At 73.7% G+C, this 25,221-nt stretch carries 21 protein-coding genes and 1 riboswitch; of the genes, 8 read left to right on the top strand and 13 right to left on the bottom strand.

What is annotated here, in order from left to right; genetic code table 11:
* Positions 1-86 precede the first annotated feature (86 nt).
* The 3 genes from mmsB to chvE all read right to left on the bottom strand — a co-directional run bounded on the left by mmsB (position 87) and on the right by chvE (position 4,096).
* On the bottom strand, positions 87-1,265 hold the full coding sequence (mmsB, locus tag ACFTZA_RS07340; protein ID WP_378192326.1) for a multiple monosaccharide ABC transporter permease: 1,179 nt from the start codon (positions 1,263-1,265) through the stop codon (positions 87-89).
* Positions 1,262-2,866: a multiple monosaccharide ABC transporter ATP-binding protein gene (gene mmsA / locus ACFTZA_RS07335; RefSeq protein WP_378192324.1), complete on the bottom strand. Its 1,605-nt coding sequence runs from the start codon at positions 2,864-2,866 to the stop codon at positions 1,262-1,264. Before mmsA ends, mmsB begins: the two co-directional genes overlap by 4 nt.
* Before the next feature lie 69 nt (positions 2,867-2,935).
* Positions 2,936-4,096, bottom strand: coding sequence for a multiple monosaccharide ABC transporter substrate-binding protein (chvE, locus tag ACFTZA_RS07330; RefSeq protein ID WP_378192322.1), 1,161 nt, complete (start codon positions 4,094-4,096; stop codon positions 2,936-2,938).
* 240 nt (positions 4,097-4,336) lie between these two features.
* Between chvE and ACFTZA_RS07325 the strand changes: the two genes are divergently transcribed.
* Complete coding sequence (locus ACFTZA_RS07325; RefSeq protein ID WP_378192320.1) at positions 4,337-5,665, top strand: DUF2254 domain-containing protein; 1,329 nt, start codon at positions 4,337-4,339, stop codon at positions 5,663-5,665.
* Positions 5,666-5,668: 3 nt separating this feature from the next.
* On the opposite strand, the gene ACFTZA_RS07320 is transcribed toward ACFTZA_RS07325, so the two are convergent.
* Both ACFTZA_RS07320 and ACFTZA_RS07315 read right to left on the bottom strand, forming a co-directional pair.
* Entirely contained in the window at positions 5,669-6,655 is a 987-nt protein-coding gene (locus ACFTZA_RS07320; protein WP_378192318.1) for a malate dehydrogenase, read from the bottom strand.
* An 81-nt stretch (positions 6,656-6,736) separates the two neighbouring features.
* Positions 6,737-7,954: an NADP-dependent isocitrate dehydrogenase gene (locus ACFTZA_RS07315; protein WP_378192316.1), complete on the bottom strand. Its 1,218-nt coding sequence runs from the start codon at positions 7,952-7,954 to the stop codon at positions 6,737-6,739.
* 311 nt (positions 7,955-8,265) lie between these two features.
* Between ACFTZA_RS07315 and ACFTZA_RS07310 the strand changes: the two genes are divergently transcribed.
* Entirely contained in the window at positions 8,266-9,291 is a 1,026-nt protein-coding gene (locus ACFTZA_RS07310; RefSeq protein ID WP_378192314.1) for an MIP/aquaporin family protein, read from the top strand.
* 68 nt (positions 9,292-9,359) lie between these two features.
* Here the strand turns inward: ACFTZA_RS07310 and ACFTZA_RS07305 are convergent, their stop codons facing one another.
* The gene (locus ACFTZA_RS07305; RefSeq protein WP_378192312.1) at positions 9,360-9,785 is read right to left on the bottom strand and encodes a DUF3017 domain-containing protein; all 426 of its coding nucleotides are present in this window, start codon (positions 9,783-9,785) and stop codon (positions 9,360-9,362) included.
* Positions 9,786-9,839: 54 nt separating this feature from the next.
* Here ACFTZA_RS07305 and ACFTZA_RS07300 point away from each other — a divergent pair, with 54 nt between their 5' ends.
* Positions 9,840-11,159, top strand: a complete 1,320-nt coding sequence (locus ACFTZA_RS07300; protein WP_378192310.1) for an NAD(P)/FAD-dependent oxidoreductase — start codon at positions 9,840-9,842, stop codon at positions 11,157-11,159.
* 22 nt (positions 11,160-11,181) lie between these two features.
* Here the strand turns inward: ACFTZA_RS07300 and purH are convergent, their stop codons facing one another.
* Together purH and ACFTZA_RS07290 are read right to left on the bottom strand one after the other, a co-directional pair.
* Entirely contained in the window at positions 11,182-12,867 is a 1,686-nt protein-coding gene (gene purH / locus ACFTZA_RS07295) for a bifunctional phosphoribosylaminoimidazolecarboxamide formyltransferase/IMP cyclohydrolase (protein WP_378192308.1), read from the bottom strand.
* Between the two features lie 79 nt (positions 12,868-12,946).
* Positions 12,947-13,034: riboswitch (ZMP/ZTP riboswitch) on the bottom strand.
* 3 nt (positions 13,035-13,037) lie between these two features.
* Positions 13,038-14,432 (bottom strand): MFS transporter, encoded by a 1,395-nt coding sequence (locus ACFTZA_RS07290; protein WP_378192306.1) that lies wholly within the window; start codon positions 14,430-14,432, stop codon positions 13,038-13,040.
* 92 nt (positions 14,433-14,524) lie between these two features.
* Between ACFTZA_RS07290 and ACFTZA_RS07285 the strand changes: the two genes are divergently transcribed.
* A complete protein-coding gene (locus ACFTZA_RS07285) occupies positions 14,525-15,121 on the top strand; it encodes an ArsR/SmtB family transcription factor (protein ID WP_378192304.1) in 597 nt (198 codons plus the stop codon).
* A gap of 3 nt (positions 15,122-15,124) precedes the next feature.
* Here the strand turns inward: ACFTZA_RS07285 and purN are convergent, their stop codons facing one another.
* Positions 15,125-15,772 carry a phosphoribosylglycinamide formyltransferase gene (gene purN / locus ACFTZA_RS07280; protein ID WP_378192302.1) on the bottom strand — a complete coding sequence of 216 codons (648 nt, stop codon included), beginning with the start codon at positions 15,770-15,772 and terminating at the stop codon, positions 15,125-15,127.
* A 124-nt stretch (positions 15,773-15,896) separates the two neighbouring features.
* Here purN and ACFTZA_RS07275 point away from each other — a divergent pair, with 124 nt between their 5' ends.
* Positions 15,897-16,472, top strand: a complete 576-nt coding sequence (locus ACFTZA_RS07275; protein WP_378192300.1) for a hypothetical protein — start codon at positions 15,897-15,899, stop codon at positions 16,470-16,472.
* A 3-nt stretch (positions 16,473-16,475) separates the two neighbouring features.
* Here ACFTZA_RS07275 and ACFTZA_RS07270 read toward each other — a convergent pair whose 3' ends face one another.
* From ACFTZA_RS07270 to sucC, 3 genes are all read right to left on the bottom strand, one after another.
* Positions 16,476-17,699 (bottom strand): DUF6350 family protein, encoded by a 1,224-nt coding sequence (locus tag ACFTZA_RS07270; RefSeq protein WP_378192297.1) that lies wholly within the window; start codon positions 17,697-17,699, stop codon positions 16,476-16,478.
* A gap of 149 nt (positions 17,700-17,848) precedes the next feature.
* Positions 17,849-18,727 carry a succinate--CoA ligase subunit alpha gene (sucD, locus tag ACFTZA_RS07265; RefSeq protein ID WP_378192295.1) on the bottom strand — a complete coding sequence of 293 codons (879 nt, stop codon included), beginning with the start codon at positions 18,725-18,727 and terminating at the stop codon, positions 17,849-17,851.
* A 39-nt stretch (positions 18,728-18,766) separates the two neighbouring features.
* Complete coding sequence (sucC, locus tag ACFTZA_RS07260) at positions 18,767-19,936, bottom strand: ADP-forming succinate--CoA ligase subunit beta (RefSeq protein WP_378192293.1); 1,170 nt, start codon at positions 19,934-19,936, stop codon at positions 18,767-18,769.
* Positions 19,937-20,138: 202 nt separating this feature from the next.
* Between sucC and ACFTZA_RS07255 the strand changes: the two genes are divergently transcribed.
* From ACFTZA_RS07255 to ACFTZA_RS07245, 3 genes are read left to right on the top strand one after another with little or no spacing between them, the layout of a single operon-like run.
* Complete coding sequence (locus tag ACFTZA_RS07255) at positions 20,139-20,357, top strand: helix-turn-helix domain-containing protein (protein WP_378192291.1); 219 nt, start codon at positions 20,139-20,141, stop codon at positions 20,355-20,357.
* On the top strand, positions 20,354-20,929 hold the full coding sequence (locus tag ACFTZA_RS07250) for a Clp protease N-terminal domain-containing protein (RefSeq protein ID WP_378192289.1): 576 nt from the start codon (positions 20,354-20,356) through the stop codon (positions 20,927-20,929). The genes ACFTZA_RS07255 and ACFTZA_RS07250 overlap by 4 nt, the downstream gene beginning before the upstream one ends.
* 39 nt (positions 20,930-20,968) lie before the next feature.
* Positions 20,969-22,327, top strand: coding sequence for a chloride channel protein (locus tag ACFTZA_RS07245; RefSeq protein WP_378192287.1), 1,359 nt, complete (start codon positions 20,969-20,971; stop codon positions 22,325-22,327).
* 25 nt (positions 22,328-22,352) lie between these two features.
* On the opposite strand, the gene pcrA is transcribed toward ACFTZA_RS07245, so the two are convergent.
* Positions 22,353-25,136, bottom strand: coding sequence for a DNA helicase PcrA (gene pcrA, locus ACFTZA_RS07240; RefSeq protein WP_378192285.1), 2,784 nt, complete (start codon positions 25,134-25,136; stop codon positions 22,353-22,355).
* Between the last annotated feature and the right edge of the window lie 85 nt (positions 25,137-25,221).

The following is a 25,221-nucleotide window of genomic DNA, read 5'->3' as shown; positions in this document are numbered from 1 at the left end:
GCGGGGAGTCTATCGGGACGACCCGGCCGGGCCCGCGCGGTGCGCGGACCCGGCCGGGTCGGTGACGGGACGGACGTCCCGGCAGGTCAGCGCAGCGCGGAGGCGCGGCGCTTGTTGTAGACGTCGAACGCGACCGCCAGCAGCAGCACCAGGCCCTTGACGACCTGCTGCGTCGACTGCGGCACACCCATCAGCTGCATGCCGTTGGACATCACGGCCATGATCAGACCACCGACCATGGCGCCCGTGATGCGGCCGACGCCGCCCGTCGTCGAGGCGCCGCCGATGAAGCACGCGGCGATCGCGTCGAGCTCGAACATGTTGCCCGCGCCCGGCTGGGCGCCGTTCATGCGGGACGAGTAGACGATGCCGGCGACCGACGCGAGCATGCCCATGTTGACGAAGACCCAGAAGTTCACGCGGCGGACCTTGACGCCGGACAGCTGCGCGGCGTTGAGGTTGCCGCCGATCGCGTAGATGTGGCGACCGAAGATCGTCTTCTGCATCACGAGCGAGTACGCGAGGACGAGCACCGCGAGGAGGATGAGGATGTTCGGCAGGCCGCGGCTCTGCGCGAGCTGGTAGCCGAACCACATGACGACCGCGGCGATGGCCACGATCTTCACGACGAACAGCGGCATGCTCTCGACCGGCTGGTTGTACGCGATCTTCCCGCGGCGGGCGCGCCACTGGCTGACGGCGTAGCCGACGACGGCGATCGCGAAGATGACGAGCGTGAAGACGTCCACGCCGTACCCGCCGAGCAGGCCGTTCTGGAAGCCGTTGGCCACCTGGTAGTACGCGCCGCCGAACGGCGACAGGGACACGTTGTCGAGCACCTGGTACGTCAGGCCGCGGAAGAGGAGCATGCCGGCGAGCGTGACGATGAAGCCCGGGATGCCCACGTAGGCGACCCAGAACCCCTGCCAGACGCCGACGAGCAGACCGACCGCGAGCGCGGCGAGGACGCCGACCCACCACGGGAGCCCGTTGCGGATCACCAGGACTGCGGACACGGCCCCCGTCAGGGCGACGACCGACCCGACGGACAGGTCGATGTGCCCGGCGACGATGATCATGAGCATCCCGATCGCCAGGATCAGGATGTAGGAGTACTGCAGGATGATGTTGGTGAGGTTCCCGGGGCTGAGGAAGTTCTGGTTCAGCACGGCGAACAGGACGACGATCGCGACGAACGCGACGACGATGCCGCTCTGCCGCAGGTTCCTGCTCGCCATCTCCCGGAGTCCGGCAAGGGCGGTCATGCCACGTCTTCCTTCGCTGTGTCGTTCGCCGCGACACCGGCGACGAGGGGCTCCTCGTCGTCGAGAGTGTCCGGCCGGTCGAGGGTCATGAGTTCCATGAGGCTCTCCTGCGTCGCCTCGGCCACGGGCAGCTGGCCCGTCATGCGACCTGCGGAGAGCGTGTAGATGCGGTCGCAGATCCCGAGCAGCTCAGGGAGCTCCGAGGAGATGACGACCACGGCACGGCCGGCGGCGACCATGCGGTTGATGAGCACGTAGATCTCGTACTTGGCGCCCACGTCGATGCCGCGCGTCGGCTCGTCGAGGATGAGGACCTCGGGGTCGGTGTACAGCCACTTGGACAACACGACCTTCTGCTGGTTCCCGCCCGAGAGCTGACCCACGACGGACATGACCGTCGGCGTCTTGATGTTGAGGTCCTCGCGGTACTCGTCCGCGACCTTGAGCTCCTCGTTCGCGTTGATCCACCCGCGCCGCGCCACCTTGCCGAGACCGGCGGCGGTGATGTTGTGCCGCACGTCGTCGATGAGGTTGAGGCCGTACGTCTTGCGGTCCTCCGTGGCGTACGCCAGGCCGTTGTCGATCGCCTCGGCGACGCTGCGCGCCTGGATCTCCTTGCCGTGCAGGTACAGACGGCCGGAGGCCTTGCGCCCGTACGTCTGCCCGAAGATGCTCATCGCCAGCTCGGTGCGGCCGGCGCCCATGAGCCCGGCGATGCCGACGACCTCGCCCGCGCGCACCGAGAAGGAGGCGCCGTCGATGACGCGCCGTCCGGGCTGCGTGGGGTGCAGCACCGTCCAGTCCTCGACGCGCAGGACCTCGTCGCCGAGCTGCGGCTCACGGTGCGGGTAGCGGCTGCTGAGGTCGCGGCCGACCATCCCGCGGATGATGCGGTCCTGGGTGGACTCCGGGTCGCTCATGTCGATCGTCTCGACCGTGCGGCCGTCACGGATGATCGTCGTGCGGTCCGCGATCTCGGCGATCTCGTTGAGCTTGTGCGAGATGATGATGCACGTGATGCCCTCGGCCCGGAGCTGACGCAGGAGGCCGAGCAGGTGCTCGGAGTCGTTGTCGTTGAGGGCCGCGGTCGGCTCGTCGAGGATGAGCAGCTTCACCTCCTTGGAGAGCGCCTTCGCGATCTCCACGAGTTGCTGCTTGCCGACGCCCAGCTCGCCGATCGGCGTGGTCGGGTTCTCCTGGAGGCCGATGCGCCCGAGGAGCTCGGCGGCCAGGTGGTTCGCCCGGTTCCAGTCGATGAGCCCGAGCGAGCCCCGCGCCTCGTTGCCGAGGAAGATGTTCTCCGCGACGGACAGGTACGGGACGAGCGCGAGCTCCTGGTGGATGATGACGATGCCCTCGGCCTCGGAGTCGTTGATCGACCCGAACCGCACGGTCTCGCCCTCGTAGCGGATCTCGCCGTCGTAGGTGCCGTGCGGGTACACGCCCGACAGCACCTTCATCAGCGTCGACTTGCCCGCGCCGTTCTCGCCGCAGATCGCGTGGATCTCACCGCGCCGGATCTCCAGGTCGACCCCGGACAGGGCCTTGACTCCTGGGAACTCCTTGGTGATGGACCGCATCTCGAGGATGTGATCGCTCATGAGCGTCCTAACTCCCGGTCGGGGGGACGGGCCCGGCGCCGCGGCGCCGGGCCCGTCGAGGAAGGTGTGTCAGTCCGTGACGCCGGCGTCGACCTCGGCCTGGGTGTAGTACCCGGACTCGACGAGGAGCGGCGCGATGTCCTCCGCGAACACCGTGTCGACCTCCAGGAGGTAGGACGGGACGACCTTCACACCGTTGTCGTACGTCTCGGTGTCGTTGGCCTCGGGGATCTCGCCCTCGACGAACGACTGCGCGGCGACGACGGCCTGGTCGGCGAGCTTGCGCGTGTCCTTGAAGATGGTCGAGGACTGCACGCCGTCCGCGATGAGCTTGACCGACGCGATCTCGGCGTCCTGACCGGTGACGACCGGCAGGCCCTCCTCGATGGTCGGGCCCATGCCGACGCCCTGGAGCGCCGTGATGATGCCGCGCGAGATGCCGTCGAACGGCGAGAGGACGCCGTGCAGCTCGGTGCCGCCGGAGTACGTCGACGTGAGCAGGTCCTCCATGCGCTTCTGCGCGGCCTCCTGCGACCACCGCAGGGTCGCGACCTGGTCGAACTTCGTCTGGCCCGAGGGGATCACGAGCGTGCCGTCGGCGATGTACGGCTGGAGCGTGTCCATCGCGCCCTGGAAGAAGAACGACGCGTTGTTGTCGTCGGGCGAGCCGGCGAACAGCTCGATGTTGTACGGCCCGGCGGCCTCGCCCGTGGGCTCGCCCTCGCGGTCCGTGATGCCCAGGCCGGCGAGCAGCGCCGTGGCCTGCGCGACACCGACGGCGTAGTTGTCGAACGTCACGTAGAAGTCGACGTTCTCGCTGTCGCGGATGAGCCGGTCGTAGGAGATGACCGGGATGTTCGCTGCGGCGGCCGCGTCGAGCTGGCTCGTCAGCGCCGTGCCGTCGATCGAGGCGACGACGAGCACGTCGACACCACCCGTGATCATCGAGTCGATCTGCTGGGTCTGGGTCGGGATGTCGTCGCCCGCGAACTGCAGGTCGACGTCGTAGCCCAGCTCCTCGAGCCCGCTCTTGACGGCCTCGCCGTCGGCGATCCACCGCTCCGAGGTCTCGGTCGGCATCGCGACGCCGACCTTGATGTCCTCGCCACCGTCACCGGCTGCCCCACCGTCACCGCTGCCCGCACCCTCGCCACCGCAGGCGGCGAGCGCCAGCACCATCAGCGAGCTCGTGGCGACCGCGCCCCAGCGGGCCTTGGTCACTCGTCGCATCGTCGCGCTCCTTCTCGTCGTCGAGTCGCGGGCCACGTCGGCCCGCGGCGGCACTCGGCCGCGTCCGCGACCACCTGCGGTCGCGCTGCCGACGAGGATGCATGAGTTCGGGTCTCGAAGTCAACTTCCACCGGTGCATTCGAGCGTCGAACTCACCAACGTCACCCGCGCCGGGACGTCGGTCCCGGCACACCGGGTCCGCCGGGCCTGGTGGGCCGACCAGCCCTACGATCGGCCCTGATGGAGAACGCGGGCGGGGTGAGGGTGCTGTGGCGTCGCGCCCTCGAGTCGTTCTGGTTCTACCCCGCCGTGCTGTGCGTCTCCGCGGTCGTCCTCGCGGAAGGGCTCGTCCTCGTGGACCGCGCCCTGCCCGCCGAGACGGTCCAGGGCGTCGGGTTCCTGCGTGCGCTCAGTGCGAGCGGCAGCCGCGCGCTGCTCGGGGCCATCGCCACGTCCGTGCTCACCGTCGCCGGCACCACGTTCTCGATCACCATCTCCGTGCTCGCCACGACGACGTCGACCTACGGACCGCGGCTCGTGCGCAACTTCATGACCGACCGCGGCAACCAGCTCGTGCTCGGCGTGTTCACCGCGTCGTTCCTGTACGCCTTGATCGTGCTGCGCTCCGTGCGCAGCCAGGACGACGACGGCAGCGCGTTCGTGCCGACCGTCGCCGTCAACGTCGCGGTGCTGCTCGCCGTCCTGTGCGTCGGCGTGCTCGTGTACTTCATCCACCACATCGCGGACTCGGTGCAGGTCTCGACCCTGCAACGACGGCTGCGCGACGAGCTCGACGCCGTGGTCGAGCTGCTCGCCCCGCCGGAGTCGCGGACCGGGGCGGTGGACGCCGCCGCGTCCCTCCCGGAGTCGCTGCCGCCCGTGCAGGGCGAGCGGAGGGCGACCGCGACGGGCTACGTGCAGTGGATCGACGTCGACGGGATCGTCGAGGTCGCACGGCGCGCCGGGGGCACGGCCGAGGTCCTCGTGCGGCCGGGCGACCACGTCCTCGTGCGCGAACCGTGTCTCCGGCTGCGCGGCACGGCCGCGTGGTCGGAGGCCGACGCGCGCGCCGCGTGCCGCGGGATCGTCCTCGGCGTCGAGCGCACGCCCCACCAGGACCTCTCGTTCGCGGTGCAGCAGCTCACCGAGATGGCGGTGCGGGCGCTCTCCCCCGGCATGAACGACCCCTACACGGCCGCGTACGCGTTCGACACGCTCGCCGACGGTCTCGTCCGCCTCGTCGAGCGCGACCCGCCGTCGGCGGGACGCACCGACGCGGACGGCGTGCTGCGCGCGGTGGTGCGGTGGCCGCAGCCCGAGGAGCTCCTCGGCGCGGTGCTCGTCGCGGTGCGCACCTACGCGCTGGCCGCGCCCGTCGCGCTGGCGGCGGCCGTCCGGCTCGTCGAGCGTCTCGCGCACGCCGACGCACGGCCCGGACCCCGGGCGCGGCTGCGCACCGAGGTCCGGGCGTGGCGGGACGCGATGGAGGGGTCGGAGCTGCTGCCGCACGACCGCGAGCCCGTCGTGCGGCGGCTCGACGCGGTCATCGAGACCCTGCGCCTCGGCTGAGCCTCAGACGAGACCCAGCTGCTCCACGGCCTGGCGCTCCTCCTGCAGCTCGGCCACCGACGCGTCGATGCGCGTGCGGGAGAGCTCGGAGATCTCGAGGTCCTGCACGATCTCCCAGGAGCCACCGCGCGAGACCACGGGGAACGACGAGATGAGCCCCTCCGGGACGCCGTACGACCCGTCGGACACCACGCCGGCGCTCGTCCAGTCGCCCTCGGGCGTGCCGTGCACCCAGTCGCGTACGTGGTCGACCGCCGCGTTGGCGGCCGACGCGGCCGACGACGCACCTCGGGCGTCGATGATCGCCGCCCCGCGCTTGGCGACCGTCGGGATGAGCTCCTGCTCGAGCCACGCACGGTCCTCGGCGAGCTCGGCGCCCGGGCGCCCGGCGACGTCCGCGTGGAACAGGTCGGGGTACTGCGTGGCCGAGTGGTTGCCCCAGATCGCGAGCCTGCGCACCTGCGCGACCGGCACGCCGGCGCGCTTCGCCACCTGCGTCAGCGCCCGGTTGTGGTCCAGCCGCGTCATCGCGGTGAAGCGGTCCTTCGGCACGTCGGGCGCGTTCGACGCCGCGATGAGCGCGTTCGTGTTCGCCGGGTTGCCCACCACCAGCACGCGGACGTCGTCCGCGGCGCCGGCGTTGATGGCGCGGCCCTGCGGCTTGAAGATGCCGCCGTTCGCCTCCAGCAGGTCGCCGCGCTCCATCCCCGGGCCGCGCGGTCGCGCACCCACGAGCAGGGCGACGTTCGTGCCCTCGAACGCCGGCGCCGGGTCGTCGTAGATGTCGACGCCGGCCAGGAGCGGGAACGCGCAGTCGTCGAGCTCCATCGCCGTCCCCTCGGCGGCCTTGACGCCCTGCGGGATCTCCAGGAGGCGCAGGCGCACGGGCGTGTCCGCCCCCAGCATCTGCCCCGACGCGATGCGGAACAGCAGCGCGTAGCCGATCTGACCGGCCGCGCCGGTCACCGTCACGTTCACGGGTGTGGTCATGGGCTCACTCTCCCACAGCGCCGGAGACGCCGGACGGCGACGCCCCCGGAGGGACGCCGCCGTCCGGGACGGAGCGGAGGCTCAGCCCAGGCGGGCCTTGAGGTTCTCGTCGAGGGCGGCGAGGAAGTCCTCCGTCGTCAGCCACTCCTGGTCCGGGCCGATGAGGAGCGCGAGGTCCTTCGTCATCTTGCCGGACTCGACCGTCTTCACGACGACGTCCTCGAGCGTCTGCGCGAACTCGGTGACCTCGGGGGTGCCGTCGAGCTTGCCGCGGTGCATGAGGCCGCGGGTCCAGGCGAAGATCGACGCGATCGGGTTGGTCGACGTCGGCTTGCCCTGCTGGTGCTGGCGGTAGTGACGCGTCACGGTGCCGTGCGCGGCCTCGGCCTCGACGGTCCTGCCGTCGGGCGTCATGAGGACGGACGTCATGAGGCCGAGCGAGCCGAAGCCCTGCGCGACGGTGTCGGACTGGACGTCGCCGTCGTAGTTCTTGCAGGCCCAGACGTAGCCGCCCTCCCACTTCATGGCGGAGGCGACCATGTCGTCGATGAGACGGTGCTCGTACGTGAGGCCCGCCGCGGCGAACTGCTCGGCGAACTCCGCGTCGAAGACCTCCTGGAACAGGTCCTTGAACTGGCCGTCGTAGGCCTTGAGGATCGTGTTCTTCGTGGAGAGGTACACCGGGTAGCTCCGCTGGAGGCCGTACGCGAACGAGGCGCGGGCGAAGTCGCGGATCGACTCGTTGAAGTTGTACATGCCCATCGCGACGCCGCCCTCCTCGGGCATGGTCACGACCTCGAACTTCTGCGGCTCCGAGCCGTCGGCCGGCTCGAACGTCATCGTGATCTTCCCGGGGCCGGGGACCTTGAAGTTCGTCGACTTGTACTGGTCGCCGTGGGCGTGGCGGCCGATGATGATCGGCTTGTTCCAGCCCGGGACCAGACGCGGGATGTTGGAGATGATGATCGGCTCGCGGAACACGACGCCGCCGAGGATGTTGCGGATCGTGCCGTTGGGCGAGACCCACATCTTCTTGAGGCCGAACTCCTCGACGCGGGCCTCGTCGGGGGTGATCGTCGCGCACTTGACGCCGACGTTGTACTGCTTGATCGCGTTCGCCGCGTCGACGGTCACCTGGTCGTCGGTGGCGTCGCGGTTCTGGATCGACAGGTCGTAGTACTTGAGGTCGACGTCGAGGTAGGGGTGGATGAGGCGGTCCTTGATGAACTGCCAGATGATGCGCGTCATCTCGTCGCCGTCGAGCTCGACGACCGGGTTGACGACCTTGATCTTGCCCATGCGCAGATCGCTCCAACTGTCGGGGACTGGTGCCCACCGTCGGGACGGCGACCGGCGCCTGGCGCAGGTCCGTCCGCCGCGCGCGGGGGCGGTGCTGACCGCCGACCAGGGTACTCGACTTCTCGACGTCAAGATACTTTGGCGGTGACGCCGGGGTCAGGATCCGTATGCCCGATTCCCACGCGACGTCCAGGCAACAGTGGCAGGATGCGCACAGGTGCCGCGTCCCGGCATCGTGCCGTCGTCCCGATCGCCCGTGAGCGCGGCATCGCGCAGCGGGCACGGGCCCTTCCGAACCAGACAGGAACATCATGTCCCAGGACACCACCGCTCCCGGTGCGTCGGGCGGCCCCGTCGCCGAGGACGTCACCGTCGCGCGGGCCGAGCCCGTCGCCGTCGTCCAGCCCGGCCTCCTCGCCCGACTCGGCGCCGAGGTCTTCGGCACGTTCGTGCTCGTCCTCGCGATCATCGGCGTGGCGCTGTACCTGCGCTTCACGAACGCGGGCATCGTGCTCCCCGTCGCCTTCGCCGGCGGCGTCGCGCTCGCGGGCGCCGTCGCGGCGGTCGGCCACGTCTCCGGCGGGCACTTCAACCCGGCCGTGACGCTCGGCGCCGCGATCGGCGGGCGCACGGCGTGGCGCGACGTCCTCCCCTACTGGCTCGCCCAGCTCGTCGGCGGCGCCCTCGCCGCGCTCGTGCTCCTCGCCACCACGCCGCAGGGGCAGGCACAGCTCGACTGGCTCGCGCAGAACCAGCTGATCGCCGAGGCCACGCGCGGCGCGGTGTTCTCGAGCACCGCCAACGGCTTCGCCGAGCACTCCCCCATCTCCGGCCTGACGGCCGGCAACCTCGAGTTCTCCTTCGCGTCCGCGCTGCTGCTGGAGGTCATCGGCACGGCGGTGTTCGTCGGGATCATCCTCGGCGTCACCGACAAGCGCGCGAGCACCCGCGGGGTCGCGCCGTTCGCGATCGGCCTCAGCTACACCGCGCTGCTGCTCGTCGCCGCTCCCGTGACCAACGGCTCCTTCAACCCGGCCCGGTCGCTGGCCGCGGCGATCCTCGCGCAGCCCTGGGCGCTCGAGCAGTTCTGGCAGCTGTTCCTGTGGGGCCCGCTCCTGGGCGCCGCGATCGCCGGCCTGTTCTACCGCGCCTTCGCCTTCGCGCCGGTGCACGACGACCTGCTCGGCGAGGACCAGGTCGTGGTGGGCGACGACGACGGTGCTGACGTCGTCGAGGTCACCGAGGTCGTCGAGGAGGCGGAGGAGGTGGAGACGCCGGCCACCGAGCGTCCCGCACCGACGGACGACGAGGACGGCCCCCGGAACCCCCGGGTCTGAGCGCCGCACCCTGCGGAGGGCGCCGGTCCGTCACGACGGGCCGGCGCCCTCCGTCGTCGTCGGGTGTGTCAGACGTCGCCGCGCAGCGTCAGCGCGAGGAACGCGATCGCGACGGCGGGCGCCAGGAAGAGGAACGTGTCGAGGCCGCGCGAACGGACGGTGATCCCCACCGGGCCGGGGCCGGGCAGCACCGCCCGGCACAGACCGGCGACGGCGAGGACGCCGGCCAGCACCAGGCAGGCGGCGCGCGCACCGACGAGCAGCGCCACCAGGGTCGTCAGGCCCACGCCCGCGACGGCGAGCCACATCGCCGGCTGCCGGCCCGCGCCGAGACCCGCGCGCGGCCCCGGGACCGGCGCCGACGGCGACCGGTCGCCGTCGGGAACGGGCGTCGTCCCCTGCTCGCCGGGCGTCCCGTCGTCGTGCACGTGGTGCCACGACGGGACGATCGCCGACCGCGGGGCGACCGCACCCCGAGCGGTGACGTCGCTCACGCTTCTCCCCCGTCCACGTCCGGAAGCCTACCGCCGTGGCCTAGCGTGACGTCCATGCCGACCCCCGCGCGCCCCCTCCTGCCCGCCGACGACGCCCCGTCCGCCGGGCGCGTCCCGTCGTCCGTCGTGGTGGTCGGCGCGGGGCTCGCCGGTGCCCGGACCGTGGCCGAGCTGCGGCACCAGGGGTACACGGGCACGATCACGCTGCTCGGCGCCGAGGGCGTCGCACCCTACGACCGCCCACCGTTGTCGAAGGAGCTGTTGACCCGACCCGAGCCGGCCTGGCTCGCGACGGAGATCGGCGTCGACGTCGACGCCCTCGCCGACGAGGTCCGCCTCGACGACGCCGCGGTGCGGCTCGAGCCTGCCGTCGAGGACGGGGCGCTCGCGCACGTCGTCACGACGCGGTCGGGCGCCCGGCGGGAGGCGGACGCCGTCGTCCTCGCGGTCGGCTCCGAGCCGGTGCGACCGCGGGGCTGGGACGCGGCCCGCGTGCTGCACTCGGCCGCGGACGCCGAGGGGCTGCGTGCGAGGGTGCGACCCGGGCTGCGGCTGGTGGTCGTGGGCGCGGGCTGGGTCGGGGCCGAGGTCGCCGGTGTGGCCGCCGGTGCGGGGGCGCACGTCACGGTCGTGGAGGCGGGCGCGGCCCCGCTCGAGCGGCAGCTCGGTGCCACCGTGGGTGCCCACCTGGCGCCCTGGTACGGGGAGGCCGGCGTCCGGCTCACGACCGGTGCGGCCGTGGTCGAGGTCCGGCCCGACGGCGTCCTGCTCGCCGACGGCACCGACGTCGCCGCGGACGTGGTGCTCGCCGCGGTGGGCGCGCGTCCTGCCACGTCGTGGCTCGACGGCGCGGTGCCGGTCGACGAGCGCGGTTCCGTCCCCGTCGGCACGACCGGTGCCGTGGAGGGCGTGCCGGGCGTGTGGGCCGTCGGGGACTGCGCGACCCGCGAGCACCCGCACCTCGGCCGCGTGCCGGGCGGGCACTGGTCGGCCGCGCTCCACGACCCCGAGCCGACGGTCCGGGCGATGCTGGGGCACGTGGGCGACGACCCGTCCGCGGGTGCGGCGCACGCGCCCTACGTCTTCTCGCAGCAGCTCGGCCACGACCTCGCGCTGTTCGGCCTGCCGCCCGAGGGTGGGGAGGTCGTGCTGCGCGGCACGCCCGGGGCGCCCGGCGGCTGGGCCGCGTTCTACCTCGAGCCCGGTGTCGCGGAGGCGGACGCCGGCGGGGGGACGGCCGTCCGCGCGGTGCTGCTCGTCGACTCCGCGCGCGACGTCGGGGCGGTGCGCCGTGCGGCGAACCGTGGCGTGCTCCGCCTCGACCTCGACGTCGCCGCCGACCCCGCCCGGCGGCTCCGCGACGCGCTCGTGTGACGGCGCGCCGCGGAGCCCGCGGTCAGTGCGCGAAGTGGCGCGTGCCCGTGAAGTACATCGTCACGCCGGCCGCCGTCGCGGCCTCGACCACCTCGGCGTCGCGGATGGAACCGCCCGGTGCGACGACGGCGCGCACACCGGCGTCGAGCAGGATCTGCAGGCCGTCGGCGAACGGGAAGAACGCGTCGGACGCGGCGACGGCTCCGCGGGCGCGCTCCTGCCCCTCGGCGAGCGTGTTCGCGCGCTCGACCGCGAGGCGGCACGAGTCCACGCGGTTGACCTGCCCCATGCCGACGCCCACGGCGGCGCCGTCGGCCGCGAGGAGGATCGCGTTGGACTTCGCCGCGCGCACCGCGCGCCACGCGAACGCGAGGTCGGCGAGCGTGGCCTCGTCGGCTGCGTCGCCGGTCACCAGGGTCCAGTGCTGCGGGTCGTCGCCACCGGTGACGGCACCCTCGGCGTCGGTCACGACGGCGTCGACGCGGTCGACGTCCTGCACGAGGAGCCCCCCGCTGATCGGCCGCGTCTCGACCGCTGCGGACGGCGCGCCGTCGACCACGAGGAGGCGCAGGTTCTTCTTCGCCCGCAGCACCTCGAGGGCCTCGGGCTCGAACCCGGGCGCGACGACCACCTCGGTGAACACGGGGGCGATCTGCTCGGCCGCGGCGCGCGTGACGACGCGGTTCGCGGCGACCACGCCGCCGTAGGCCGAGACGGGGTCGGTCGCGTGGGCCTTGGCGTGCGCGTCGGCGACGTCGGCACCCACGGCGATGCCGCACGGGTTGGCGTGCTTGATGATCGCCACGGCCGGCTCGGCGTGGTCGTGCGCGGCGCGCCACGCCGCGTCGGCGTCGACGTAGTTGTTGTAGCTCATCGCCTTGCCGTGGAGCTGCGTGGCCTGCGCGAGGCCGCTCGGCCCGTGGCCCGTCGTGTACAGCGCGGCGCGCTGGTGCGGGTTCTCGCCGTAGCGCAGCACGTCGGCGCGGTCCCACGTCGCACCGATCCACGCGGGGAAGCCGCTCGACGCGGTCGTCCCGTCCTCGCGGACCACGTCGTCCGTCGGGGAGACGACGTTGCCCATCCACGAGGCGACGGCGACGTCGTACGTCGCGGTGTGCACGAACGCGGCCGCCGCGAGCGCCTTGCGCTGGGCGTACGTGAACCCGCCCGTGCGGACGGCGTCGATGACGGCGTCGTAGGCCGCGGGCTCGACGACGACGGCGACGCTCGGGTGGTTCTTCGCCGCCGCGCGGACCATGGAGGGCCCGCCGATGTCGATCTGCTCGACGACCTCGTCCGGACCGGCGCCGGACGCGACGGTCGCGGCGAACGGGTAGAGGTTGACGACGACGAGCTCGAACGGCGCGATGTCGAGCTGCTCGAGCTGGTCGAGGTGGTCCTGCTTGCGCGAGTCGGCCAGGATGCCGGCGTGCACCCGGGGGTGCAGCGTCTTGACGCGGCCCTCGAGGCACTCGGGGAACCCGGTGAGGTCCTCGACCCGGGTCACGGGGATGCCGGCGCCGGAGATGGTGGACGCGGTCGAGCCGGTGGAGACGAGCTCGACGCCCTCTCCGTGCAGGGCGGTCGCGAGCTCGACGAGACCGGTCTTGTCGTAGACGCTCAGCAGGGCGCGGCGCACGGGCCGCTGCGCGTCGTCGGCGAGCTGGACGTCGGGCGAGGTGGGGACGTGGGGTGCGGGCGCGCTCATGGTCGAGGAGCTCCTCCGGGTCGCGGTCGGTGCACCGTGCGGTCCGGGCAGGACGCCAGCGCGGTGCCGAGTGGCAGAACCCAGGCGCCCAGGCGGTCGACGCACAGCAGGTTGACTCGGCCGCTCCCCGGTGGTCGTTCCCACCCTCGCCAGTCGCGGCCGTCCTCAGTCTAGCGGCCCGGTGCCGTCCCGCCCCGGCCCTCCCTCGGGTCCTCCCCCGGGTCCACGTCGTGGACCGTGCCCACGGCCGCCGCCACGGCGAGGTCGCTCGCGTCCTGCGCCCACGTGTCGGGCGTGCCGACGCGCCACAGCGAGCGCACGGTGCTGAGGACGGCCACGGTCGCGGCGAGCAGTCCCGCCAGCACGGTGAGCGCGACGCCGATGCCGTACCGGTCGAGCAGGCCGCTGCCGACGAGCGGGACGAGCGGGCCCGCCGCGAGACCGGTCAGTCCCATGACGGACGACAGGCGCCCCTGCATCCGGGGCGGGGTGATGGCCGCCGCGTAGCCCGAGAGGCCGGCGTTGACCGCGGGCACGAGCAGGACGGCGAACGGGAGGACGGCCAGGTAGGCGACGTAGGACTGCAGGGCCGCCATGACGACCGCGCCGAGGGCCAGCACGCCGAGCGCGACGACGACGAGCGCGCCGGCCCGGAACCGTGCGACGAGCCGCGGCGCGAGCAGCGCGCCGACGAGGACGCCGACGCCGACGGCGAGGTCGACGAGGCCGATGCGCACGGGCGCCGTGCCCGTGGACACGAGCTCGAGGTTGATGCCGACCATGAGCCCGCCGAACGCGACGTTGATGACGACGAACAGCCCGAGCAGCGCGCGGAACAGCGGCACCGACCACACGAAGCGCAGTCCCTCGCGGAGGGCCGCGACGGGGCGGGTCGCGCGGGCCTCGGCGACGTCGCCGTTGAGCGGCTCGCGCACGAACCACGTGCACACCGCGGTGGCGAGGTGCCCGACGGCCGCCGCAGCGAGCGGGGCCGCGTGCGCGACGGCGTAGAGCACGCCGCCCACCGGGCCGGCGAGCAGGCTCGCGGCCGCGTCCCTGCCCTGGGCGGCTGCGAGCGCTGTGGGCAGCTGGGGCACGGGGACGACCGCGCGGAAGGCGCCGCTGGTCGCGGGGTCCACGAGCGCACCGACGACCGACGCGCCGACGAGCACGGCGGCGAGGTGCCACGCCGTGAGCGCCCCGGTGGCAGCCGCCACGGCGACGGTCGCCCAGAGCGCGGCGCCGACGCTCGCCGCGGCCACGACGAGGCGCCGCCGGTCGACGCGGTCCGCGACGACGCCCGCGGGCAGCGTGGCGAGGAGCGCACCGGCCTGCCCCACGGCGGCGACCACGCCGGCCTGCACGACCGACCCGGTGAGCGCGTACGCGACGAGCGGTACGGCGAACAGGGCGACGCCGGCTCCGACGGACTCGGCGGTGAGCCCCGCCATGAGGAGCACGTACGAGCGGTTCCGCCGGAGCGGGGGCGGGACGACCGGCGTGGCGTCCTCGGCGGTGAGCGGGACGGCGGCCGGCGTCGTGCGGTCGGTGGGAGTCGTGGCCATGCCAGGGACCGTAGACCCCGCACGCATCGTTGCGCAATACCTATTGCGCGACTGTCGTTGCGCAAGATCGCGGTGGCGCCTACCCTCGAGGCGTGCTCGAGACCTTCGACGTCCACGACCCGCCCGCGCTGCGCGCCATCGCGCACCCCCTGCGCCAGCGGATCCTCATGGAGCTCGCCGCGCTCGGGCACGCGCGCGCGGCGGACCTCGCCCGGGCGACGGGCGAACCGGCGAACGCCGTGAGCTTCCACCTCCGCGTCCTGGCGAAGGCCGGGCTCATCGTCGAGGCGCCGGAGCACGCGCGCGACCGGCGCGACCGGGTCTGGGCGAACGCCGCGAAGAGCTACGCCGTCCGACCCTCGACGCCCGGGGCCGTGCGCGACGTCGTCCGCCCCGCGCTCTCCTGGGCCGAGGAGACGTTCCGCCGCGCGACCGAGACCGACGGCCCGCGCGACGACCGCATGCTGGCCATCAGCGCCCTCGTGCTCACCGCCGAGCAGGCGAGGGAGATGGCCCACGAGCTCGAGGCGCTCCTCGAGCGCTGGTCCGAGCACTCCCTGCGCGAGGCGCGCGACGCGCCCGACGCGGCGCGCGAGGCGTACCAGGTGCTCACGGTGCTCGCCCCGCGCGACGTCACGACCGGCGCGACGGCTGAGCAGCCCGACCGACCCCCCACGCCGCCGGCGTGATCCTCACCGTCGGCCGAGGACGACGCGGCGTCCCTCGACCCGCATGCCGTCGCGCGCGATCCGGCCCACCGTCTCGACGAGCAGGGCGCGCTCGGCGACCTTGATGCGCTCGTGCAGGCTCTCCTCGTCGTCGGCGTCCTGCACCGCGACGGCGGTCTGCGCGATGATCGGGCCGGTGTCCACGCCGTCGTCGACGACGTGGACGGTGCAGCCGGTGACCTTGACGCCGTACGCGAGCGCGTCGCGCACGCCGTGCGCCCCGGGGAACGACGGCAGCAGCGCCGGATGCGTGTTGACGGTGCGACCTGCGAACCGACCGACGAACGCGGGGCCGAGGATCCGCATGAAGCCGGCCAGGACGACGAGGTCGGGACGGAACACGTCGACGGCCTGGGCGACGCCCGCGTCCCAGGCGGACCGGTCCGCGAAGTCGCCGGGCTCCACGGCTACCGCGGCCACGCCGGCGGCGCGGGCGAGCTCCAGGCCGCCGGCGGCCGGCTTGTCGGAGACGACCCCGACGACGCGCGCCCCGTAGGCCGGGTCCTCGTGGGCCGCCAGCATCGCGGCGAGGTTGCTGCCCGCCCCGGACACGAGGACGACGACGCGCGCCGCGGACGTGGACTCGACGGGGTGGCCGGTGGGCGTCTGCACGGTGCTCCCTGAGGTGGGCGGTGTCGTCTGGCCGGGGCACGGGCGGGAGCCGGACGGTGGCCGCGCCGCACCACGCCCCGGTGGGAGAATGTACCGCGAGCCCGCCGACGACCGAGGAGCAGTCTTGGGGAACCCGTACGCCCCGCCCCGTCCCGACGAGCCCGGACGACCCGCCCCCGAGCGACCGGTCGACGGGCGACCCGGGAGCCCGCAGCAGGGTCCCGGCCCGCAGCAGGGTCGCGGCCCGCAGGAGGGTCCTCGGAAGCAGGAGCCGCGTCGCCCGCCGGAGCCCGTGGACCCGGAGGCTGCGCGCCTCGCGACCCGCCGCGGCCTGTACTTCGGCCTCCTGATGCTGGCCGTCGTCCTGGTCAGCGCCTTGCGCTTCCCGTGGCGCACGGCGGCGCTCGCCGTGGCCGTCGTGGCGATCGTCGTGGGGGTGCGCGCGATCGTGGCCGCGCGCCGGGCCCGCGTGCGGGGTGCGTTCGTCCCGGTGCTGGGCCTCGGCGTGGGCCTCGCGGGGGTGATCGCCCTGCAGACGCTCGGGACGCTCGTGGCGTGGGACGTCGAGGCGGACTACCAGCGCTGCGTCGACGGCGCGATCACGGTCGCCGCGCAGGAGCGGTGCGAGACGGACAGGCTGCAGGACATCGAGGGATGGGTCTCGGGCATCACCGGTGTCCCGGCGCCCGCCCGGCCCTGACGGTCAGCGCCGACGACCCAGGGGGTCCAGGCGGGCCCAGAGCAGGGCGAGTGCTGCGCCCCCGCCGATCTCCGCCGCCGCCAGCAGGCCGACGAGCAGCGGGTCCGCCCCCACGGAGGCGAACCGGCCCGGTCCGACGGCGCCGCTGCCCAGCCAGGTGCCGACACCGAGCAGCAGACCCGTCCCGGCCACCACGCCGAGGAGCGCCAGCGCCAGGTCCGACCAGCGGATCTCTCCCGCCGGGGACACCGCGGCGAGCCGGCGCGCGACGTAGGAGCCGGCGACCACCCCGAGGACCACCACGGCCGCGGGCAGCCACGCGGTGAGCGCGCTCGTCCAGTCGTCACCGGGCAGCGCGCCCAGCAGCGGGACGGCCGGCAGCGCACCCGGCTCGGAGCCGGACGCCGCGAACGTGCTGCCCTCTCCCACGGAGAACCCGGGCCCGACGAGCCACGCCGCCGCCCACAGCACCAGGTTGGGCAGCACGGTGAGCTGGGCCACCGCGAGCACCACGCCGCCGACCGGGCCGGGCGCGAGACCCACCACGATGTCGGCGGACGTCGCGCGCCCTGCGACGACCCAGGCGCCGACCACGACCGCGGAGACGGCGACGAGAAGGCTCGACCCGAGCAGCCCTCCCCGCAGGCCGAGCCGCACGGTGCGCGGCAGCCACCGGTCGGCACCGCGGGCGAGCTCGGCGACGCCGGGCGCGTCGGGGCGTGCGAGGATCCCCGCACCGAGCCCGACGGCCGCCACGCCCCCTCCCCCGACGAGCGCCAGGACCAGGCCCCACGCCGTCGTCGTCCCGGCGAGCACCGCGACGCCGAGCGTGAGGACGCCGTACGTCGCGGTCCCGGCGAGCCACGCGGGGAGCGCGGTGTGCGCGGAGCGGCGTGCCGACGCGAAGCAGCAGAACAGCGCGAGCGCGGTGAGCCCGAGCGGGACGAGCGTGACGGTCGCGCCGCTCGCCACGAGCGGGACCCCGTGGCCGAGCAGCCAGATCCCGGCGGCCACCGCGACGGACGTCCCCCAGCCGCCCCCCGTCGCGTCGGGGGACGCCGCGACGTACGCCACCACGCCCGGCAGGACGACCACGGCGAGGGAGAGCGCGAGGGCCTGCAGCGCGGCGAGCGCCCCGGAGAGCGCACGACGCGGTGCCAGCGGCTGCGGCGCGGGCGCACCCTCCACCGTGTGCGGGCGGGTACGGCGTCCGGTCGTGGTGCTCATGGTCCCCATCGTCATCGATCGCGTGCGCGCTGCGGGTGAACGCTCCCGGCGCGCCAGCGTACCCGCCCGCCCGGGGACGACGACGCCCCGCGCCCGGGTGACCGGGGCGGGGCGTCGACGAGGACCGCGGGGCGCGTGGCCCCGTGGGGTCAGGAGAGGATCTCGCGCATGAGCGCGGCGGTCTCGGACGGCGTCTTGCCGACCTTGACGCCCGCGGCCTCGAGGGCCTCCTTCTTCGCCTGCGCGGTGCCGGACGAGCCGGAGACGATCGCGCCCGCGTGCCCCATCGTCTTGCCCTCGGGGGCGGTGAAGCCCGCGACGTAGCCGACGACCGGCTTCGTGACGTTCTCCTTGATGAACGCCGCGGCGCGCTCCTCGGCGTCGCCGCCGATCTCGCCGATCATGACGATCGCCTCGGTCTCCGGGTCCGCCTCGAACGCCGCGAGGGCGTCGATGTGCGTGGTGCCGATGACCGGGTCGCCGCCGATGCCGATGGCCGTGGAGAAGCCGAAGTCCCGCAGCTCGTACATCATCTGGTAGGTCAGCGTGCCGGACTTCGACACGAGGCCGACCTTGCCCGGGCCGGTGATGTTCGCCGGGATGATGCCGACGTTCGACTTCCCGGGGCTGATGACGCCGGGGCAGTTCGGGCCGATGAGGCGCACGCCCGCCTGCTGCGCGAGCGTGAAGAACTCGGCGGTGTCCGCGACCGGGACGCCCTCGGTGATGATGACGGTGAGCGGCATGCGCGCGTCGACCGCCTCGACGACGGCGGCCCTCGTGAAGGCCGGCGGGACGAAGATGACGGAGACGTCCGCACCCGTCTCCTTCATCGCCTCCGCGACGGAGCCGAAGACGGGGACGGTCACGTCACCGGGGAACTCGACGCTCTGGCCGGCCTTGCGCGGGTTGACGCCGCCGACGACGTTCGTGCCCGACGCGAGCATGCGCGTCGTGTGCTTCATGCCCTCCGAGCCGGTCATGCCCTGGACGATGACCTTGGAGTCCTCGTTGATGAAGATTGCCATGTCTGTGTCTGTTCTCTTCTCGAATCGTCTCGGGCGGGCTCAGGCGGCGTGCGCGGCAGCGGCAGCCGCGTCCGCGCCGCCGTCCATCGTCTCGGCCAGCGTCACGAGGGGGTGGTTCGCCTCGGCGAGGATGCGACGGCCCTCCTCGACGTTGTTGCCGTCGAGACGCACGACGAGCGGCTTGTTCGCCTCGTCGCCGAGGATGCCGAGGGCCTGGACGATGCCGTTCGCGACCTCGTCGCACGCGGTGATACCGCCGAAGACGTTGACGAACACGCTCTTGACCTGCGGGTCGTTCAGGATGACGTCGAGGCCCGCCGCCATGACGGCCGCGGACGCGCCGCCGCCGATGTCGAGGAAGTTCGCGGGCTTCACGCCGCCGTGCGCCTCGCCGGCGTACGCGACGACGTCGAGGGTGCTCATGACGAGGCCCGCGCCGTTGCCGATGATGCCGACCTCGCCGTCGAGCTTGACGTAGTTGAGGTCGTTCTCCTTGGCCTTCGCCTCGAGCGGGTCGGCCGCGGCCTTGTCCTCGAGCTCGGCGTGCTCCGCGTGGCGGAACCCGGCGTTCTCGTCGATCGAGACCTTGCCGTCGAGCGCGACGACCTGCCCGTCCTCGGTCTTGACGAGCGGGTTGACCTCGACGAGCGTCGCGTCCTCCGCCTGGTAGACCGTCCACAGCTTCTGGATCGTCTGGGCGACGGCCTCGCGGACGTCCTCGGCGAAGCCGGCGGCCTCGACGATCTCCGCGGCCTTCGCCGCGTCGATGCCCACCGTCGGGTCGACCGCGACGCGCGCGAGCGCCTCGGGGCGCTCGACCGCGAGCTGCTCGATCTCCATGCCGCCCTCGACGCTCGCCATCGCGAGGTAGGAGCGGTTCGCCCGGTCGAGCAGCACCGAGAAGTAGTACTCCTCCGCGATCTTGGCGCCCGCGGCGACCATCACGCGGTGGACCGTGTGGCCCTTGATGTCCATGCCGAGGATCTCGGACGCCTTCTCGGCGGCCTCCTCGGGCGAGTGGGCGAGCTTGACGCCGCCCGCCTTGCCGCGGCCGCCGGTCTTCACCTGGGCCTTGACGACCACGGTGCCGCCGCCGAGCTGCTCGGCGCCCGCCCGGGCCTCGTCCGGCGTCGTCGCGACGACACCGCCCAGCACGGGCACGCCGTGCTTCTCGAAGATGTCGCGCGCCTGGTATTCGAACAGGTCCACCCTGCTGCGTCCTTCCGTCTGATGCGCCGTCTGCGGCATGACCGATGTCTCGACGTCAAGACATCCCCGTACAGGGTAGCCCTCGACGCCCGGAGGGCCTACCGGGCCCGGGAACCAGTCCGCGGCACCCGGTGTTCCCTTCGTCACGCCAGAGCGTCAACAAGGGTTGACAACCGAGAGGTCGTCAATCTAGGTTGACGCCATGCGGACGATCGACATGGAGGACGCGAGCAGCCCCGACCCCGACGTGGGCCTGCGGGCCGTGCGGTCGCTGCGCGCCCTCGCCGAGCGCCTCGAGGCGCTCCAGGTGGAGAACGCGCGCGGCCTCGGCTGGTCGTGGCAGGAGATCGCCGAGCGTCTCGGCGTGAGCCGCCAGGCGGTGCACAAGAAGTACGGCACGTCCCGGAACCGGAGGTCATGATGTTCGAACGCTTCTCGTCCGACGCCCGCGCGACCGTCGTCGGCGCCCAGGCGGTGGCCCGACGTCGCGGCGCCGCCTCGATCGACACGGTCCACCTGCTCGTCGCGCTCGCCGAGCAGCCGGGCGGGGTCGGCGCGCGCGCCCTGGCCGCCGTCGGCGTCACGGGCGCGTCGTTCGAGCGCCTCGCCGTCGCGGAGGGCGGCGAGCCGCTCGACGCGGAGGCGCTCGCGTCGCTCGGCATCGACCTCGACACGGTCCGCGCCCGGGCGGACGCCGCCTTCGGCGAAGGAGCGCTGGACCGGGCCGGCCGTCGCCCCCGCCGCGGGCACCTGCCCTTCACGAAGGCGGCGAAGAAGGCGCTCGAGCTCTCGCTGCGCGAGGCGGTCCGCGCCGGCTCGCGCAGCATCGACTCGGGCCACGTGCTCCTCGCCCTCCTGCGCGAGGACGGCACGACGGCGCACGGCACCCTGGTCGCCACCCTCGACCACGCGGGCTCGGACGTCGCCGCGCTCCGCGGCAGCCTCGACGCGCTGCGGTCCGGGGACGGCGGGGGGCGTCGCGCCGCGTCCTGACGCCGCGCCGTCCGGTGCGAGGCGTGGTTCACTCGCCGTATGTCGGCGGACCGGACGCAGGCGCGCCAGCTCGCGCTCCTGGTCGCCCTCGCGGCCGTCGTCGGTGCCGTCGCCGCGGTGGCCGCGACCGCGTTCACCTCGCTCGTCCACGGTGCCGAGAACGTCCTGTGGACCACGCTGCCGGCGTCGCTCGGTGCGGACGAGCCCCCGTGGTGGTGGGTCCTCGGCGTGCTCCTCGTCGGCGCGCTCCTGGTCGCCCTCGCGGTCCGGCTGCCCGGTCGTGGCGGCCACCACCCGCTCGACGGGCTGTCGTTCGGCGCCGCGCCGCGCGACCTCCTGTCGATCCTGCTCGCCGCGTTCGGGTCGCTCGCGTTCGGGGCCGTCGTCGGTCCGGAGGCGCCGCTCCTCGCGCTCGGCGCCGGCATCGGCGTCCTGGCCGCCGGGCGCGTCGGCCCCGGCCCGTCGCGCGTGCTCGTGCTCGCGGGGGCGGGCGCGGCGATCGGCGTCGTCCTGGGCAGCCCGCTGGTCACCGCGCTCCTGCTGCTCGAGGCGCTGCTGCACGCACCCCGGGCGGACGACGGGCCGGGACCCGCCCGCGCCATGGTGCCCGTCCTCGTCGCGCTCGGCACCGGCGACCTCGTGCGGGTCGGTGTCGGCGACTGGCCCGGCGTGCACACGAGCACGCTGACCACCGGAGACCTCGCCGCCTACCCGACCGTCCACGTCGCCGACCTCGGGTGGGGCCTCGTCACCGCGCTCGCGACGACGGCGCTCGTCGTCCTCGCGACGCGCAGCGCGGAGTCCCTCCGGGACGTCGCGCGGCGTGCGCCGACGGTCGCGCTCGCGGTCGCGGGCCTCGCGATCGGCGGGCTCGCGCTCGCCGTACGAGCCACGACCGGCGTCGACGTCGACGTCGTGCTGTTCTCCGGCCAGCAGTCCCTCGGCACGGTGACGGCGACGACGGCCGTCGGCACGCTCGTCGTCGTCGCCGTCGTGAAGACGGTCGCGTACGCGCTGAGCCTGGGCGCGGGCTTCCGGGGCGGGGCGATCTTCCCCGCGGTGTTCGTCGGGTGCGCGGTGGGCGCGGCGGCGGCCGCGGGTCTGCCCGGGGCCGCCGTGGGCGCGCAGGTGGCGTGCGGCATCGCGGCAGGGGCGGCCGTCGTGCTGGGCATGCCGGTCACGGCCCTGACGCTTGCCGTGCTGCTGTGCACGGACGCCGGACCGGCCGTCACCGTCCCGGCGATCCTCGGTGCGGTGGTCGGCACGGTCGCCAAGACCGTGCTCGACGCCCGCCGCGACGGCGTCGACACGACGGACGCGACGAACACGAGGGGCACGACCGGCGCGACAGCGTCACCTCCGCCCGCGACTTCGGACCCGTCGGCGCCGACCGCCTGACGTCAGCCGGTGCGCGACGCCCGGCTCAGAGCTTCGTGACCGGCGAGTACCGCAGAAGCAGCCGCTTCGTCCCGTCCGCACCGAAGTCGATCTTCGCGACGGCGTTGGGCCCCGCCCCCTCGAGCGCGACGACCGTCCCCAGCCCGTAGGCGTCGTGCGTCACCTTGTCCCCCACCGACAGGCTCGGGATGTCGGCGTCCTGCCGCGGCGTCGCCGACCCGAAGGTCGCCCCGCCGCCGCCTCCACCTCCGGGCGACCGCCCGGGCGACCCGAACGACGAGCGGGCCGGGGCCGACGACGCCGGGTCGTGGCGGGTCTGGCGGGAGCGGTCCGAGGAACGAGGACCGCGGATGGTAGACCCGGCGTCGTCGGCCCCGGACCGCGCCCCGTAACCGGACCGCCCGCCGGACCACGATCCGGAGCCCCGCCCCCAGACGGACCCCCCGGCGCGCAGCGTCTGCATCGACGACTCCCGGCGCCGCCAGTCCCACAGCTCGTCGGGGATCTCCTCGAGGAACCGGCTGGGCGGGAACTCGTTCGCCATGCCCCAGGCGGAGCGCACGGCGGAGCGCGAGACGTAGAGCCGCTCGCGCGCCCGGGTGATGCCGACGTAGGCGAGGCGACGCTCCTCGGCGAGCTCGGCGTCGTCGTGCAGGGACCGCATGTGCGGGAAGGTGCCGTCCTCCATGCCGGTGAGGAAGACGACGGGGAACTCGAGCCCCTTGGCGGTGTGGAGCGTCATGAGCGTCACGACGCCCGGGTCCTGCGCCGGCTCTGCCTGGCCCTCGCCGGCGTCGTCCTGGTCCACGGCGTCGGACTCGGGGATCTGGTCGGCGTCCGCGACGAGGGAGACGCGCTCGAGGAAGTCGGACAGCGTGCCCTCGGGGTCGAGCTCGGTGAACTCGGCCGCGACGGCGTGGAGCTCGGCGAGGTTCTCCACGCGCGTCGCGTCCTGCGGGTCGTCGCTCGCGCGCAGCTCGGCGAGGTAGCCGGTGCGGTCGAGGACGGCACCGAGCACGTCGGCGGGAGTCGCGCCGGAGTCCGCGAGCTCGCGCAGGCCGGTCATGAGCTCGGCGAAGGCGCGCAGCGGGTTGAGCGTGCGGTTGGTGAGGCCGGGGATCTCGTCAAGGCGGTCGAGGGCGGCGCCGAACGAGATGCGCTCACGGTCCGCTAGCGCCGCGACGGCACCCTCGGCGCGGTCCCCGAGCCCGCGCTTGGGCACGTTGAGGACGCGGCGGAGGTTGACGTCGTCGTCGAGGTTGTCGATGGCCCGTAGGTAGGCGACGGCGTCCTTGACCTCGCGCCGCTCGTAGAAGCGCGTGCCGCCGACGACCTTGTACGGCAGGCCGACGCGGATGAGCACCTCCTCGAGGGCGCGGGACTGGGCGTTGGTGCGGTAGAAGACGGCGACGTCGCCGGGCCGCACGCCGTCCGTGTCGCCGAGGCGGTCGATCTCCTCGGCGACGAACCGCGCCTCCTCGTGCTCGTTGTCGGCGACGTAGCCGATGACCTTGGCACCCGCGCCGGAGTCGGTCCACAGCCGCTTGGGCTTGCGGTCGGGGTTGCGCGAGATCACGGCGTTGGCGGCGGAGAGGATGTTCTGCGTCGAGCGGTAGTTCTGCTCGAGCAGGATCGTGCGGGCGTCCGGGTAGTCGGCCTCGAACTCGAGGATGTTGCGGATCGTCGCGCCGCGGAAGGCGTAGATCGACTGGTCGGCGTCGCCGACGACGGTGAGCTCGGCGGGGTCGAGCGCGGGGACCTGCGCCTCGCCGGTGCCGCTCGTCGCCGGGTCGGTCGCGGCGGAGTCGGCGCCCACGCCGGCGAGCTCGCGCACGAGCACGTACTGGGCGTGGTTCGTGTCCTGGTACTCGTCGACGAGCACGTGCCGGAACCGGCGCCGGTAGTGCTCGGCCACGGCAGGGAACGCCTGGAGCAGGTTGACCGTGGTCATGATGATGTCGTCGAAGTCGAGCGCGCTGGCCGCCTGCAGGCGCGCCTGGTAGCGCGTGTAGACGTCGGCGAGCACCTGGTCGAACTCGGGCACCTGGGCGCCGCGCGCCCCGGGATGCTCCGCGAGACCGTCCTCGGTCGCGCGCGCGCCGGACTCGCGCGCGTACGTCTCGGGATCGACGAGCTCGTTCTTGAGGTCGGAGATCTTGTTGGCGAGCGACCGCGCCGTGTACTTCTTCGGGTCGAGGTCGAGCTCGCGCGTGACGAGCGTGATGAGCCGTTGGGAGTCGGCGGCGTCGTAGATGGAGAAGCTCGACCGCAGCCCGAGCGTCTTGGCCTCGCGACGCAGGATCCGCACGCACGCGGAGTGGAACGTCGAGACCCACATGCTCTGCGCGGCCGGACCGACGAGGTGCGCCACGCGCTCGCGCATCTCCGCCGCGGCCTTGTTGGTGAACGTGATCGCGAGGACCTGGCCGGCCCGTGCGCGGCCGGTCGCGAGCAGGTGCGCGATGCGGTGCGTGAGCACGCGCGTCTTGCCCGAGCCGGCGCCCGCGACGATGAGCAGCGGGCCGCCGGCGTGCACGACGGCCTCGCGCTGCTGCGGGTTGAGTCCTTCGAGCAGCGCCTCGGGGTCGATGTGGGCGTACCGGCCGCGCCGCTCCCCCGCGCTCTCGCCCCTGGGCGTGGTCGCCCCCGTCGTGCGGGCGGGCGAGCCGGCGGCCTCGGGCACCACGGCGTCGTCGGACCAGCGGGGTGCGGTGCGCGGCAGGCGCGCCTCACCGCCGTGGTCGACGCGCGGGCCGTCGAACAGCGTGTCGAGGCCGGGCAGCGGGAGGTTGTCGAAGAGCGATGTCATGGCCCTCCCAGCGTAGGCGCCCGGGCCGACACACCGGTCCACGGGGCCACGCCGACGCTGCCGCCGGGCGCACGACGCGGCGAGC

The sequence above is a fragment of the Cellulosimicrobium sp. NPDC057127 genome (genome assembly GCF_042670945.1).
In the GTDB taxonomy this organism is placed as follows: domain Bacteria; phylum Actinomycetota; class Actinomycetes; order Actinomycetales; family Cellulomonadaceae; genus Cellulosimicrobium.
Note: the sequence above shows the minus strand (reverse complement) of the source record. Positions and strands in the feature narration are given on the sequence as shown.

Bases quoted from the DNA above. Each gene is read 5' to 3' on its own strand.
- mmsB (WP_378192326.1), bottom strand. From the start codon at position 1,265: ATGACCGCCCTTGCCGGACTCCGGGAGATGGCGAGCAGGAACCTGCGG.
- mmsA (WP_378192324.1), bottom strand. From the start codon at position 2,866: ATGAGCGATCACATCCTCGAGATGCGGTCCATCACCAAGGAGTTCCCA.
- chvE (WP_378192322.1), bottom strand. From the start codon at position 4,096: ATGCGACGAGTGACCAAGGCCCGCTGGGGCGCGGTCGCCACGAGCTCG.
- ACFTZA_RS07325 (WP_378192320.1), top strand. From the start codon at position 4,337: ATGGAGAACGCGGGCGGGGTGAGGGTGCTGTGGCGTCGCGCCCTCGAG.
- ACFTZA_RS07320 (WP_378192318.1), bottom strand. From the start codon at position 6,655: ATGACCACACCCGTGAACGTGACGGTGACCGGCGCGGCCGGTCAGATC.
- ACFTZA_RS07315 (WP_378192316.1), bottom strand. From the start codon at position 7,954: ATGGGCAAGATCAAGGTCGTCAACCCGGTCGTCGAGCTCGACGGCGAC.
- ACFTZA_RS07310 (WP_378192314.1), top strand. From the start codon at position 8,266: ATGTCCCAGGACACCACCGCTCCCGGTGCGTCGGGCGGCCCCGTCGCC.
- ACFTZA_RS07300 (WP_378192310.1), top strand. From the start codon at position 9,840: ATGCCGACCCCCGCGCGCCCCCTCCTGCCCGCCGACGACGCCCCGTCC.
- purH (WP_378192308.1), bottom strand. From the start codon at position 12,867: ATGAGCGCGCCCGCACCCCACGTCCCCACCTCGCCCGACGTCCAGCTC.
- ACFTZA_RS07290 (WP_378192306.1), bottom strand. From the start codon at position 14,432: ATGGCCACGACTCCCACCGACCGCACGACGCCGGCCGCCGTCCCGCTC.
- ACFTZA_RS07270 (WP_378192297.1), bottom strand. From the start codon at position 17,699: ATGAGCACCACGACCGGACGCCGTACCCGCCCGCACACGGTGGAGGGT.
- sucD (WP_378192295.1), bottom strand. From the start codon at position 18,727: ATGGCAATCTTCATCAACGAGGACTCCAAGGTCATCGTCCAGGGCATG.
- ACFTZA_RS07255 (WP_378192291.1), top strand. From the start codon at position 20,139: ATGCGGACGATCGACATGGAGGACGCGAGCAGCCCCGACCCCGACGTG.
- ACFTZA_RS07250 (WP_378192289.1), top strand. From the start codon at position 20,354: ATGATGTTCGAACGCTTCTCGTCCGACGCCCGCGCGACCGTCGTCGGC.
- ACFTZA_RS07245 (WP_378192287.1), top strand. From the start codon at position 20,969: ATGTCGGCGGACCGGACGCAGGCGCGCCAGCTCGCGCTCCTGGTCGCC.
- pcrA (WP_378192285.1), bottom strand. From the start codon at position 25,136: ATGACATCGCTCTTCGACAACCTCCCGCTGCCCGGCCTCGACACGCTG.